General features: G+C 70.4%; 9 protein-coding genes and 1 pseudogene. 3 read left to right on the forward strand and 7 right to left on the reverse strand.

Going from position 1 to position 12,913, the window contains the following annotated elements:
* Positions 1-22 precede the first annotated feature (22 nt).
* From ABEB13_RS25490 to ABEB13_RS25510, 5 genes and pseudogenes are all read right to left on the reverse strand, one after another.
* Positions 23-811 carry a GntR family transcriptional regulator gene (locus ABEB13_RS25490; RefSeq protein WP_345707348.1) on the reverse strand — a complete coding sequence of 263 codons (789 nt, stop codon included), beginning with the start codon at positions 809-811 and terminating at the stop codon, positions 23-25.
* 210 nt (positions 812-1,021) lie between these two features.
* Positions 1,022-2,597 (reverse strand): annotated as a pseudogene (locus tag ABEB13_RS25495) (glycoside hydrolase family 3 protein).
* A gap of 52 nt (positions 2,598-2,649) precedes the next feature.
* Positions 2,650-3,567, reverse strand: a complete 918-nt coding sequence (locus tag ABEB13_RS25500) for a carbohydrate ABC transporter permease (protein ID WP_345707349.1) — start codon at positions 3,565-3,567, stop codon at positions 2,650-2,652.
* A complete protein-coding gene (locus tag ABEB13_RS25505; RefSeq protein ID WP_345707350.1) occupies positions 3,564-4,553 on the reverse strand; it encodes a carbohydrate ABC transporter permease in 990 nt (329 codons plus the stop codon). Before ABEB13_RS25505 ends, ABEB13_RS25500 begins: the two co-directional genes overlap by 4 nt.
* A gap of 150 nt (positions 4,554-4,703) precedes the next feature.
* Positions 4,704-6,017, reverse strand: a complete 1,314-nt coding sequence (locus ABEB13_RS25510) for an extracellular solute-binding protein (protein ID WP_345707351.1) — start codon at positions 6,015-6,017, stop codon at positions 4,704-4,706.
* Positions 6,018-6,574: 557 nt separating this feature from the next.
* Here ABEB13_RS25510 and ABEB13_RS25515 point away from each other — a divergent pair.
* The 3 genes from ABEB13_RS25515 (at position 6,575) to ABEB13_RS25525 (ending at position 10,986) form a co-directional block, all read left to right on the forward strand.
* Positions 6,575-7,873: a type 2 periplasmic-binding domain-containing protein gene (locus ABEB13_RS25515; RefSeq protein WP_345707352.1), complete on the forward strand. Its 1,299-nt coding sequence runs from the start codon at positions 6,575-6,577 to the stop codon at positions 7,871-7,873.
* 160 nt (positions 7,874-8,033) lie between these two features.
* Positions 8,034-9,092, forward strand: a complete 1,059-nt coding sequence (locus tag ABEB13_RS25520) for an SIS domain-containing protein (protein ID WP_345707353.1) — start codon at positions 8,034-8,036, stop codon at positions 9,090-9,092.
* Between the two features lie 376 nt (positions 9,093-9,468).
* Entirely contained in the window at positions 9,469-10,986 is a 1,518-nt protein-coding gene (locus tag ABEB13_RS25525) for a sensor histidine kinase (RefSeq protein WP_100888578.1), read from the forward strand.
* Positions 10,987-11,327: 341 nt separating this feature from the next.
* On the opposite strand, the gene ABEB13_RS25530 is transcribed toward ABEB13_RS25525, so the two are convergent.
* Positions 11,328-11,579, reverse strand: coding sequence for a WhiB family transcriptional regulator (locus ABEB13_RS25530; RefSeq protein ID WP_014138019.1), 252 nt, complete (start codon positions 11,577-11,579; stop codon positions 11,328-11,330).
* A gap of 343 nt (positions 11,580-11,922) precedes the next feature.
* Complete coding sequence (locus ABEB13_RS25535; protein ID WP_345707354.1) at positions 11,923-12,894, reverse strand: diacylglycerol/lipid kinase family protein; 972 nt, start codon at positions 12,892-12,894, stop codon at positions 11,923-11,925.
* Between the last annotated feature and the right edge of the window lie 19 nt (positions 12,895-12,913).

Consider the following 12,913-nt stretch of genomic DNA (forward strand, 5'->3'; position numbering starts at 1 on the left):
ACGGCCACGGCCGTCCCGGCCCTCACTCCGGGCGCTGGAGGCGGGTGATGAACTTGTACCGGTCGCCGCGGTAGATCGACCGGACCCACTCCACCGGGGCGCCCTCGCCGTCGAACGAGTGGCGGGACAGCTGGAGCATCGGCAGGCCCAGGTCCGAGCCGAGCAGCCCGGCCTCGCGCGGGTTGGCCAGGGTGGTCTCGATGGTCTCCTCGGCCTCGGCCACCGTCACCCCGTACACCTCGCGCAGCGCGGTGTAGAGCGAGTTGTGCTTGACCAGGTTGCGGCGCAGCGCCGGGAAGCGCTTCGCCGACAGGTGCGCGACCTCGATCGCCATCGGGTCGCCGTTGGCCAGGCGCAGCCGCTCGATCCGCAGCACCCGGCTGCCGGGCTTGATGTCCAGCAGCGGGGCGAGCCGGTCGTCGGCGCTGACGTAGCCGACCTCGATCAGCCGCGAGGTCGGCTCCAGGCCCTGCGCGCGCATGTCCTCGGTGTACGAGGTGAGTTGCAGCGCCTGGGCGACCTTGGGCTTGGCGACGAAGGTGCCCTTGCCCTGGATGCGCTCCAGCCGGCCCTCCACGACCAGCTCCTGGAGCGCCTGGCGGACGGTGGTGCGCGAGGTGTCGAACTGTGCGGCCAGCGCCCGCTCCGGCGGCACCGGCGTGCCGGCCGGCTGGGTTTCGGTGAGCTGCAGGAGGTGCCGCTTGAGGCCGTAGTACTTCGGGACGCGGGCAGCCGTGCCGGCGGCCGCCGTGGACTGGGCCGGCACCGTGGGGCCCTCCGGGAGGGCCGCCGTTCCCCTGTCGCCGCTCATGGCCGCTCTCACTCCTCGCCCTGCCGCCGTCACCGGCTCCTCCGTCGTTGTATCTGCACATCGTTGCACGCGCGGGCCGCCTGGTGTGAGCTCCCGCAGGCTGTTCTCACGCAGGCCCCGCCGGCGGGCGCCGGCGACGGCACCCACCGGGTACGGAGCACCGCGGCGGACGGGGGCGTCCCCGTCCGCCGCGGGCGTCGTGTGCGCCGGTCAGACCGGCGCGGCCTCCAGCGACAGTCCGGCCAGCGCCTCCGCCGCGGCCACCCCGCAGACCCGGGCGCCGCCGTGGGTGGCCAGCACGGTCACCCCGCGGGCCCCGAAGGTGTCGGCGAGGCCGTGCACGGTGCCGATCTCCACCACCACGGCGTCCGGGCGGGCGGTGACCAGGGCCAGCGCGGCCCGCCGCATCCACGGGTGCCGGTGCACGTCGCGCACCACGACCACCAGCGGCCGGTCGACGGCCGCCCCCAGCAGCGGGGCGACGTCCACGTCGGCCCCCTCGGCGGCCACCGGGACGTGCAGCAGGCCGGAGCCCTCCATGCGGGTCGCCGGGGCGCCGATCCGGGCGTGCGTGGTGCCGGGGACGAGTTCGGCCAGCGGACCGGACACCCCCAGGGGTGTCGTCGCCGACCGCGATGTTGGCGCCGGGGGCGAACTCCACCACGTGCGGCACGCCCCGGACGGGACGCAGCTCGCCGTGGATCCGCAGCGCCCGGCGGGCGGCCGTCAGGCCGATGCCGACCTCTCCGTGCGCGCCGGCCTGGGCACGGCGCTCGGCGGCGGACCAGCGGGCCACCGCGCGGTTGCGCTCGGCGGCCTCGTGCAGCCGTTCGGCCGGCAGCCGGCCCTCGCGGACCGCCCAGACCAGGGCGTCGCGCAGGTAGAGGAAGGCCGCCTCGTCGTCCAGGCCGCCGCCCACGCAGATGGTGTCGGCACCGGCCGCGATCGCCCGGACGGAGCCGGCCGCCACGCCGTGGGTGCCGGAGATGGCGCCCATCTCGATGCCGTCGGTGACGATCAGCCCGCGGTAGCCGAGCTCCTCGCGGAGCAGGCCGGTGAGGATCTCGCGCGACATGGTGGCCGGCAGCGCGCCGTCGTACGCGGGGAAGAGGATGTGCGCCGTCATGATCGCCTTGACGTCGGCGGCGATCGCGGCGCGGAACGGCTTGAGGTGCTCCTGGACCTGCTCGGGGGTGAGGTCGATCCGCGGCAGCCCGAGGTGCGAGTCGCCGGAGGTGTCGCCGTGGCCGGGGAAGTGCTTGGCGCAGGCGGCGACGCCGGCGGACTGCAGGCCGCGCACGTAGGCGGCGGTGTGCCGGGCGGCGAGGTCGCCGTCGGCGCCGAAGGAGCGGACGCCGATCACCGGGTTGTCCGGGTTGGAGTTGACGTCCGCGTCCGGCGCGTAGTCCAGGTTGATGCCGACCGAGGCGAGGTCCAGGCCGATCGACCGGGCGACCCGCCGGGTGAGGTCGGGGTCGTCGACCTCGCCCAGCGCGAGGTTGCCCGGGTAGGAGGACCCGCTGGTCACTTCGAGGCGGGTGACGTCGCCGCCCTCCTCGTCGGTGGCGACCAGCAGGTCCGGGTTGAGCGCGTACATCTCCGCGGTCAGGGCGGCGACCTGCTGCGGGGTACGGATGTTCCGGCCGAACAGCGCGACGCCGCCCAGCTCGCCGGAGCCCAGTCTGCGGCGCAGCCACTCGGGGGCGCTCAGCCCGACGAAGCCGGGCTGGAGCACCGCACCGGCGTCCGTCAGCAGTTCGAGGCTTTCCGTACCGGGAATCGCCATGGTTCCTTCCCTGGGGTGTGGGGAGTGCTGGGGGTGCGGGGGTGAGGAAGGGCTAGCCCTTGACCGCACCGGCGGTGAGACCCGCCGACACCTTCTTCTGGAAGATCACGAAGAGCACGATCACGGGCAGCGACACCAGCAGGCCGCCGGCCATCTGGGAGCCGTAGTCGGCGCCGCGGGTGGGCGTCGTGGCGTAGAAGGTCAGCCAGATCATCGAGGTCTTCTGGCCGCCGGTGGACAGCAGCGTGTTGGCGACGATGAACTCGTTCCACGCCTGGATCCAGCTGTAGACACCGGTGGTGATCAGGCCGGGCAGGGTGAGCGGCAGGATGACCCGGAAGAACGCGCCCCACTGGGTGCAGCCGTCCACCATGGCGGCCTCGTCGAGCTCGGCCGGGATGTTGACGATGAACGAGCGCAGCGTCCAGATCACGTACGGGACGGTGAAGACCAGGTAGGCGAGCATCACGCCGAAGAGCGTCCCGGTCATGCCGGCGTTGTTCATCACCACGAACAGCGGGACGATGATCGCCAGGAGCGGCACCATCTGGACGACGAGCATCGAGACGATGAAGAAGTTCCGGCCGCGGAAGTTGAACCGGGCGACGGAGACGGCCGCCAGGAAGCCGACCACCAGGCCGAGCAGCACCGCGCCGACGGTGATGGTCACCGTGTTCTGCAGGGCCGGCAGGAAGTCCGTGTCGCCGAAGACGGTGCGGTAGCTGTCCAGCGAGAAGATCCGGGGCCAGAACGCGGGGTCCCGGGCGATCAGGTCCTTGTTCGTCTTGAACGTGGTGATGATCATCCAGTAGATCGGGAAGCCCATCACCGCGGCGAAGCCGAGGCCCAGGGTGTTCCAGACCCAGGTCATCGTCCGGCTCTGCCCGGTGGGGCGGACCTTGGCCCGGACCTTGGCGGCCGGCGCGAGCGGCGGCGCGGTGGTGGTCGCCTGCACGTCGATGGAGGTCATCGGTCCTGGGCTCCGATCTTGAGCATCTGGCGGATGTAGAAGACGAGCACCGCCAGCATGAGGACGATCATGGTGATCGAGATCACCGAGCTGTCGCTGTAGTGCGAGGCGACGATGCCCTTCTGGTACAGGTAGGTGCCGATGGTCCAGTAGCCCGGCTCGGGGGCGGTGTTGCGCAGCGAGAAGATCTGCGCGAAGACCTGGAAGTCCCAGATGAAGCTGAGTGCGGCGCTGATCATCAGGAACGGCCGGATGACCGGGATCACCACGTGCCGGAAGGCCTGGAAGGGGTTCGCGCCGTCCAGCTTGGCGGCCTCCATCAGCTCCGAGGGGACCTGGGTCAGGGCGGCGTTCAGGCCGAGCACCAGGAACGGCAGGGCGCCCCAGATGATGACCGCGGCGCCGACCACGTAGAGGCCGACCGTCGGGTCGGCGAACCAGTCGTAGTGCTTGGTCTTCTCGTCCCCGGTGAACAGGTAGCCGATGTAGTCGACGACGCCGCCGTTGGAGGCGAACAGCCAGCGGAAGACGGTGCCCGTGACGAGCGCCGGGATGGCCCAGACGAACATCATCACGGTGATGCAGGTGACCTTGACCCAGCCGGAGACCCGGTTGAGCAGCAGGGCGAACAGCATGCCCAGCACCATCGAGAGGACGACCAGCTCCGCCGTGAAGTACACGGAGCGGAGCACGACCTCCCAGAACTGGCCGTCGCCGAACACCTTGGTGAAGCCGTCGAACCCGACGTACTTCCCGAGCGCCGGGTTGACCAGGTACGAGTACCGGTTGATGTTCTGGAACGACAGGTCGAAGAGCTTGAACAGCGGATACGCGAGGACCCCGACCAGGGCGGCGATCGCCGGCAGGATCAGCGTGTACGGGATGTAGTGGCCCGCGGCGAAGAAGCCGCGTCGCTGCGGCTCCTTCACGGGGGCGGGCCCGGACGTCTCGGACCGGATCACGGTCTCGTCGGTGGTCACACTCATCAGGGTCCTTCCCGGGCCCGCGGAACTGGTCGGTCCTGGCGCGCGGGTGGGCAGTCCGCATCGGTCGCGGACTGCCCACCCCTTCGGCGCTCGGTGCTGGCGGTCCGGGGAGCCGTTGCCGGGCTCCCCGGACCGCTGCGGTCAGCGGGTTCAGCCGTTCAGGTCCTTGAGGACGGCGTCCTCGGCCTTCTTGAGCTCGGCGGCCGGGTCGCCACCGGCGGCGATCGCGCCGAAGGCGGTCTTCAGGGTCGTCTCGTCGGCGCCGGACCACAGCGGCGAGTTCGGGATGAACCAGGTCTGGCCCTCGGCGGCGTCACCGGTGGCCTTGTTGGCCGGCGCGGCGGCCTTGTACGCGGCGACCAGGTTCTTCGCGTTCGGGATGGCGAACTTGGCGAGCGCGGTCTGCTGCTGGGTGTTGGTGAAGATCTGCAGGAAGGTCGCGCCCAGGCCCGCGTTGGCGGCCTTGGCCGGGACGGCCAGGTCGGAGCCGCCGAGGAAGGCCGGGGTGGGGGTGCCGGCCGCGGTGCCCGGGAGGGCGATCGAGGCGAGCTTGTCCTTGAGGCTCGGGTCACCGGTCTTCGGGTCGGCGACGGAGCCGAGCTCCCAGCCGTTGCCGACGATGGCGGCGATGTTGCCCTTGGCCATCAGGGCGTCCTGGGTGGCCTCGTCGGTGGTGGTGCCACCGGTCGAGAACTGCTTCTGCAGGTCGTTCCAGACCTTGACGCCCTCGACGAACTTCGGGTCGGTCAGGGTGCCGGTCCACTTGTCGCCGTCCGACTTGGCGACGATGCCCTTGACGCCGAAGCTGCCGGCGCCGAAGGAGGCGGCGGTGTACCAGTTCTGGCCCGGGAGGTAGAGGGCGGAGAAGCCCGGGGTCGAGGCGTTCGCGGCCTTGACCTTGGTCAGCGCGTCCTTCAGCTCGGCCAGGGTGGTCGGCGGGTTGGTGACGCCGGCCGCGGCGAAGAGGTCCTTGCGGTAGATCAGGACGCGGGCGCCGGCGTAGTACGGGATGGCGTAGGTCTTGGAGCCGTCCGGGGTCTGGCCGGAGGCGGCCAGCGAGTCCAGGTACTTGTCCGAGTTGTCGAACTGGCCCTTGACGCCGGTCAGGTCGACGAAGGAGCCGGCCTCGATGTACTTCGCGGCCTGGGTGTTGCCGAGCTCCAGGGCGTCGGGGGCGTTGCCGGAGAGCAGCGCGGTGTCGAGCTTGGTGGTGTAGTTCGTCCAGGTCTGCCACTGGATGTCGACGTCGGCGCCGGTCTGGTCCTTGAACTGCTTCTTGGCGGCCTCGACGACGTCCGGCCAGCCCTTCTGCGCGTCGTCCATCAGCCAGACGGTGATCTTCTTGCCCTTGCCGTCCTTGCTGAGGGTCGCCTGCTTGGCGTCACCGGAGGAGCCGGACGAGGAGCAGGCCGAGGCGACGAGCACGGTGGCAATGGCGGCCACGGCGGCGAGCTTGCGGTTCAAACCATCCTCCAGATGGATGTGCAAGGGAATTGGCACCGGGCTGTGGGGCCAAAGCCCTGAAGCGGCGTGCCTGGGGGAGTGTCACCGGTGAAAGCGAGGGGGCATGCGGGGGTGGAGCTGCTGACCGGCTTTGAGGAGTAGACCATTGGTGTAGACCAACTGCCCTGGAGATTGGCATGGACCAAAGGCACCGTCAAGGGTTTCTCGCCGGCTCCGTGCACACCGTTATCAACGCTTGACACGCCCGTGTGCGTCTGGTGGCCCAGGGGCCTTGGACTGGACCATCCCGGCGGATATATCGGGCCTATCACCCATGAATGGGCACAGATGGTCGACGATCCGTTCCGGCGGCTAACGGGGCCTCAAGTAGCCCTTAAAGCAGCCTTAAGGGAGCCGGCCGTAAAGGCCCGATCACCCTTCGTGTCCACTCGACAACGGCTCTGCAACGACTCCCCGCGGTACTCCTGTGCGCCGTTGACTCGCCCATTGGTCTGGTCCACGCTTCGCAAACTGGTCTGTACCAAAGTGCGGATCACACCCGACCCCCGGAGGAATGCGTGAAGCGTCAGCTGACAGCAGCGATCGGTGTCGCGGCTCTGGTGGCCTCGGCCGCGGGCTGCAGCAGCGGGGCGGCCGGAGCCTCCGCCGCTTCGGCCGATCCGAAGAACTCCACCGGGACGGTCACCGTCTGGCTGATGGGCGAGGCGCAGGACAACTGGCCGGAGCTCGTCCAGCAGGTCAACGACCAGTTCGCGGCCAAGTACCCGAAGGTCGAACTGCGCCTCGCGTACCAGACCTGGAAGGACAAGATCGGCAATCTGGACGCGGCGCTCCAGGCCAACAACCCGCCGGACGTGGTCGAGCTCGGCAATACCGAGACGATGAAGTACATCCTCAACGGCTCGCTCGCCCCGGTGGACCGCACCTCGTTCGACAACAACGACACGTGGATCCGCGGCCTGGTCAACACCTGCACCTACCAGAGCAAGCTGTACTGCGTGCCCTACTACGCCGGCGCCCGGGTCGCCCTGTACAACTCGGCGATGTTCCGGGAGGCCACCGGCGCCGCGGAGGTGCCGGCCACCGAGGACGACCTGCTGGCGGCCCTGGACAAGATCCAGTCCAAGAACCACGGCCAGGGCTTCTCCGCGCTCTACCTGCCCGGTCCGTACTGGTACGCCGCGATGTCGTACGTCGCGGCGTACGGCGGCGCCATCGCCAAGTTCGACAACGGCGGCCGCTGGCACGGCACCCTCAACGAGGCCAAGGCCCAGCAGGGCATCGCGCACTTCGTCGACCTGGTGAAGACGTACAACCACGGCGACCTGAAGGTGAACGAGCTGAACCAGGCCGCCGTCCTCGGCAAGCACCGGACGGCGATGCTGTACGGCAACGGCTGGGAGGCCTCCGCCGCCCTCGACCCGCTGTCCGGCGACCCCAAGCTCAAGGACCTGGTCAAGGTGGCCGGCATGCCGGGCCCCAACGGCAAGCCGCTGCCCTCCTTCATCGGCGGCTCCGACCTCGCGGTGACCGCCAAGTCCCACGTCCAGGACCTGGCCAAGGACTGGGTCCGGATGTTCACCAGCACCAAGTCCGAGCAGGTCCTGGCGGACAAGGACACCCTGCCCAACAACCTCACCCAGCTGGCTCCGCTGAAGGACAAGCCGGCCACCGCCGCGGCCGCCAACGCCGTGCCGGACGCCTGGTTCACCCCGCTCGCCCCCGGCTGGTCCGCGATCGAGAAGCAGAACGTGCTGGTCGACATGCTCGACGCGATCCTCGCGGGCACCTCGGTGGACAAGGCCACCAAGGACGCCGACGCCAGGATCGACCAGCTGATCAACAACCCGTCCTGACGCCTGCGCCGGGCTCCGGAGTGTGCTCCGGGGTCCGGCACCCGTAGGATCGTCGGGGAACACCCACCGCAGCGAGTGTGCGGACTCGCCGCCGTAATGAGGTCCCCGCCGGGCAGCCGCCCGCCGCGGGGTTGAACCATCTCAACGGAGGCACACCACGATGTCCGACCAGCAGACTGTCCCCGTCCCCGGCAGGATCATGGCGGCGGAGATGGCCGAGCAGCCGGCCGTCCTGCAGCGCATCCTCGACGAGGGCGCTCCCAAGATCCGCGAGATCGCGGCCGAGATCGCCACCCGCAACCCGCGCTTCGTGCTGCTCACCGCGCGCGGCACCTCCGACAACGCCGCGCTGTACGCCAAGTACCTGATCGAGGTGCTGCTGGGCAAGCCGGCCGGCCTGACCTCGATGTCCACCACCACGGCCTACGGCGCCCGGCCCGACCTCACCGACTGCCTGGTGATCACCGTCAGCCAGTCCGGCGGCTCGCCCGACCTGGTGGCCTCCACCCGGGCCGCCCGCGAGGCCGGCGCCATCACCCTGGCGGTGACCAACAACGCCGACTCGCCGCTGGCCGAGGTCTCCGAGTTCCACATCGACGTGCTGGCGGGCCCGGAGAAGGCGCTGCCGGCCACCAAGACGTACACCGCAGAGCTGCTGGCCCTGTACCTGTTCGTCGAGGGCCTGCGCGGCGGCGAGGGCGCGGCCGCCAAGGACCTGCCGGGCCTCGCGGCCGGCATCCTGGAGCGCCAGTCCGAGGTCAAGGCGCTGGCCGAGCGGTACCGCTTCGCCCAGCGGCTGGTCATCACCTCGCGCGGCTACGGCTACCCGACCGCCCGCGAGGCGGCGCTGAAGCTCATGGAGACCACCTACATCCCGGCCTCCCCGTTCTCCGGCGCCGACCTGCTGCACGGCCCGCTGGCCATGGTCGACAACGTCTCGCCGGTCATCGCGATCGTGCCCGACGGCAAGGGCGGCGAGGCCCTCCAGCCGGTGCTGGACCGCCTGCGCGGCCGCGGGGCGGACCTGGTCGTGGTCGGCCAGCAGGCCCAGGTCGAGGCCGCCTCCGCGGGCTTCGCGCTGCCGGCCGGCGTGCCGGAGGAGGTCCAGCCGATCCTGGAGATCCTGCCGCTCCAGCTGCTGGCCTACGAGGTCACCATCGCCCGCGGCCAGGACCCGGACGCGCCGCGCGCGCTGGCGAAGGTCACCGAGACCCACTGAGCAGGGCACGCGAAGGGGCGCCGGGGTGAATCCCCGGCGCCCCTTCGGCGTATCGGTGCGGCCGGCTGCCGCTGCGGCCCGGTCGGACGCGGAAAACACTACGGGCCACGGCGCCGACACAGGACCCTCAACCTGTGCGGCACCGCAGCCCGGAGCTTTCGTCGGAGCAGCCTTGCCGGGAGTTGTGCGGGACTCCCGGCCGGCGGTCTCCGACCGAGGAGACTCCCTGCGCGGTCAGGGCAGTGTGCGCGGGGCGGTCTCCTTGGTGCTTCTCCATTGTGGACTAGACCAATCCGGGTTGTCCAGAGGGTCTCCGAAATTGGTCTGGACAACATCGCGGAGCGCCCGCCGGGGCCGACTTCGTTAGGCTCGCCCTGTGCCCTCGCTGAACGAACTCGTCCGCCGCCACACCACCCTCACCGGTGCCGACGTGGAGTGGCTGCACCTGCTGGTCTCGGAATGGCAGCTGCTGTCCGACCTCTCCTTCGCCGACCTGGTCCTCTGGATCCCCACCTGGGACGGCATCCGGTACGTCTCGGTGGCCCAGATGCGGCCCAACACCGGGCCGACCTCCTACCAGGACGACATGGTCGGCCACCTCGTCCCGCGCGGCCGCCGGCCGCTGCTGGACGCGGCCTTCGACGAGGGCCGGATCGTGCGCGAGGGCGACCCGGAGTGGCGCGAGGAGGTGCCGGTGCGGGTCGAGTCGATCCCCGTCCGGCGCGAGGGCAGGGTGCTCGGGGTGATCGCCCGCAACACCAACCTGCTGACCGTCCGCACCCCGAGCCGGCTGGAGCTCACCTACCTGCAGAGCGCGTCCGACCTGGCCCAGATGATCGCCGCCGGAACGTTTCCCTACCCGGCCGAGCAGGTCGACATGGACGCCGCCCCGCGGGTGGGCGACGGCCTGATCCGCCTCGACGCCGAGGGCGTCGTCACCTACGCCAGCCCCAACGCGCTCTCCGCCTACCATCGCATCGGCCTCGCCACCGACCTGGTGGGCAGCCATCTCGGGCGCGCCACCGCCGAGTTGGCGCCGCCCTCGCGTTCCGCGGTGCACGAGGCCCTGGTCAAGATGGCCAGTGGCTGGGCGCCGCGGCAGACCGAGGTGGAGGCGCAGGGCGGCGTGGTCACCATCCGCTCCATCCCGCTGAAGCCCAAGGGCGTGCTGACCGGCTCGCTGGTGCTCTGCCGCGACGTCACCGAGCTGCGCCGCCGCGACCGGGAGCTGATGACCAAGGACGCCACCATCCGGGAGATCCACCACCGGGTGAAGAACAACCTGCAGACCGTCGCCGCGCTGCTGCGGCTGCAGGCCCGCCGGATGGACTCCGAGTCGGGCCGGGCCGCGCTGGACGAGGCCGTCCGGCGGGTGGGCTCGATCGCCATCGTGCACGAGACGCTGTCGCAGACCCTCGACGAGCAGGTCGCCTTCGACGACATCGCCGACCGGGTGCTCGCCATGGTCATGGAGCTCTCCCAGGACGGCCTGGTGTCCACGAAGCGGGCGGGCAGCTTCGGCATCCTCTCCGCCGAGGTGGCCACCCCGCTCGCGATGATCCTCACCGAGCTGATGCAGAACGCGCTGGAGCACGCCTTCGACCCGAAGTCGGGGGGCAGTCTGGAGGTCGGTGCGCTGCGCGGGCGGGCGCCGGCCTCCGGCATCGGGTGGTCGGAGAGCTGGAACGACGGGGTCAAGCCCGAGGAGTACCTGCTGATCACCGTCCAGGACGACGGCCGGGGCATGCCCGAGGGCTTCGACCCGCAGCGGGCCGGCAACCTCGGCCTGCAGATCGTCCGGACCCTGGTGACCGGGGAGCTCGGCGGCACCTTCGACATGGTCGCGGCCCCGGACGGCGGCACCAAGGTCGTGCTGGAGATCCCGGTGAAGTAGCGGGCGCCGCGAGGCACCCGGGGCGTCGGCCCCGGGCGCCCCGCAGACACCACGAGGCCCTGTCGACCGGGGGTGGGTCGACAGGGCCTCTCAACCCGTTCCGGCCGTCGGGGGAGTCGGCCGGAACGGGGGCTATGGGTGGTGCGACGTCTCCTCGTGTGTTGCACACGGTGAGCGCCCTAGGTCCACGATATTGCTCTCAGTGAGCAGTATCAAGTACCCGGGCCGCTCTGCGTCGGCCGGGTCGCGCCGTGGTGCGGGACCCTTCGTACGGAAGGCCCTGGACTGCTGGGAAGACAGGGCCTGCGATCATGGGTTGATCAGATGGTGCTGACGGTGTGTCAGGCGGTGCGGGCGCGGTTGCGGGCGGCGCGGCGCTTCATCGCACGGCGCTCGTCCTCGCTCATGCCGCCCCAGACGCCGGCGTCCTGGCCGGTCTCCAGCGCCCACTGGAGGCACTGCTCCATGACGGGACAGCGGCGGCACACGGCCTTGGCTTCCTCGATCTGCAGCAGAGCAGGACCGGTGTTCCCGATCGGGAAGAACAGCTCCGGGTCCTCTTCGCGGCAGACAGCGCGGTGGCGCCAGTCCATGGTCGTCCAACTCCTCCGGTCGGCGGGCGGTGGCCCTGCCGACGCAATCGACGGCTTGTGAATGTGAACGCTTTCACGAATCCCGCAACAGCAAAAGGGACCAAAGGCCCATCGGGCCCGGGTGGTCTGTGCTGGGGTGGGGTTCGGGCGATTCGAGGGAGTGCCGCTTGTCCCGCTGCGGCGTCTCCCGATCGCCATGTAGAGGTTCGCAAACCTCGGGCCCGGATACAACCCCTTCGGCGAGGAATTTTTGATTCTTCGGTGTCGCCTAGCTCACAGCCCGTACTTCTATGGGGTGAAGGGGGCTCGCGCGTTCGAGAAGAAGGGAAGAGCCCCCTTCCAGTCACACAATCACACGCAGTGCCCGCCGAACGCCTGTGAAACTGACGCGACTCCTGTCTCCAAGGTGGTCCCCGTCGACCTGGAACGGGGCCGGTTCCTGTGAAACCAAGGTGAAGTGTCGGACGTCGTGATAGGAGACGACGTGCTTCCCGGTGGGCCCGGGGGCTTCCGCCTGCCCGTCCGCAGGCGTGTGCGACCGCAGAATCTGACGGACCGTTCGAGCGGTGCCGAACGCCGTCATCCGGGTGATGCCGAAGATGTCGAGGTGCGTCTCGAAGGACGCCCGGGGCGACGGCAGCACCGGGCGGCTGCCCAGGTACGTCCATGGGGAAGTGTTGGAAACTATCGACAGAACCAGCCCCGGCACCGGCTCCAGGCCGTTGATCTCCAGGGTGATCGGGCCTCTCCGGCGGTGTTCACGCTCGGTGACGTAGTGCCGGAGCGCCTGGTTGACGTAGAGCGCGTGCGTGGACTTCCGCCCCGACCTGCGCTGCTCCTCGACCCGGCCGACCACGCCGGCGTCGAACCCCAGCCCCGCGGTGAAGGTGAACCAGCGGTCCGGCTCCCCCTCGGTGAAGGCCTTGCCGAGTCCGATCGCGCGCTCCCGGCGCTGCTCCAGCGCGTCGAGCAGCGCGCCGGTGGCCTCCACCGGATCGTTCGGCAGGCCGAGCGCCCGCGCGAACACGTTGGTCGAACCGCCCGGCACCACCGCCAGCCGCGGCACCCGCTCCGAGGGACCGTGCGCCAGGAGGCCGTTCACCACCTCGTTCACCGTGCCGTCGCCGCCCAGCGCCACCACCAGGTCCACCCAGCCGTCCTCGGCCGCCCGGCGGGCCAGGTCGCCCGCGTGGCCGCGGTACTGCGTCTCGGCGACCTCCAGCTTGAGGTCGCTGCGCAGGGCGTGGATCAGCACGTCGCGGGTGCGTCCACTGGTGGTGGTCGCCTTCGGGTTCACGACCAGGAGAGCGCGCATGAGGTTCAGCCTACGGGTG

Origin of the sequence: Kitasatospora paranensis (assembly GCF_039544005.1) — a bacterium.
Classification (GTDB): Bacteria; Actinomycetota; Actinomycetes; order Streptomycetales; family Streptomycetaceae; genus Kitasatospora; species Kitasatospora paranensis.

Coding starts and splice junctions, on each gene's coding strand:
- ABEB13_RS25490 (WP_345707348.1), bottom strand. CDS start 811: ATGAGCGGCGACAGGGGAACGGCGGCCCTCCCGGAGGGCCCCACGGTG.
- ABEB13_RS25500 (WP_345707349.1), bottom strand. CDS start 3,567: ATGACCTCCATCGACGTGCAGGCGACCACCACCGCGCCGCCGCTCGCG.
- ABEB13_RS25505 (WP_345707350.1), bottom strand. CDS start 4,553: ATGAGTGTGACCACCGACGAGACCGTGATCCGGTCCGAGACGTCCGGG.
- ABEB13_RS25520 (WP_345707353.1), top strand. CDS start 8,034: ATGTCCGACCAGCAGACTGTCCCCGTCCCCGGCAGGATCATGGCGGCG.
- ABEB13_RS25530 (WP_014138019.1), bottom strand. CDS start 11,579: ATGGACTGGCGCCACCGCGCTGTCTGCCGCGAAGAGGACCCGGAGCTG.
- ABEB13_RS25535 (WP_345707354.1), bottom strand. CDS start 12,894: ATGCGCGCTCTCCTGGTCGTGAACCCGAAGGCGACCACCACCAGTGGA.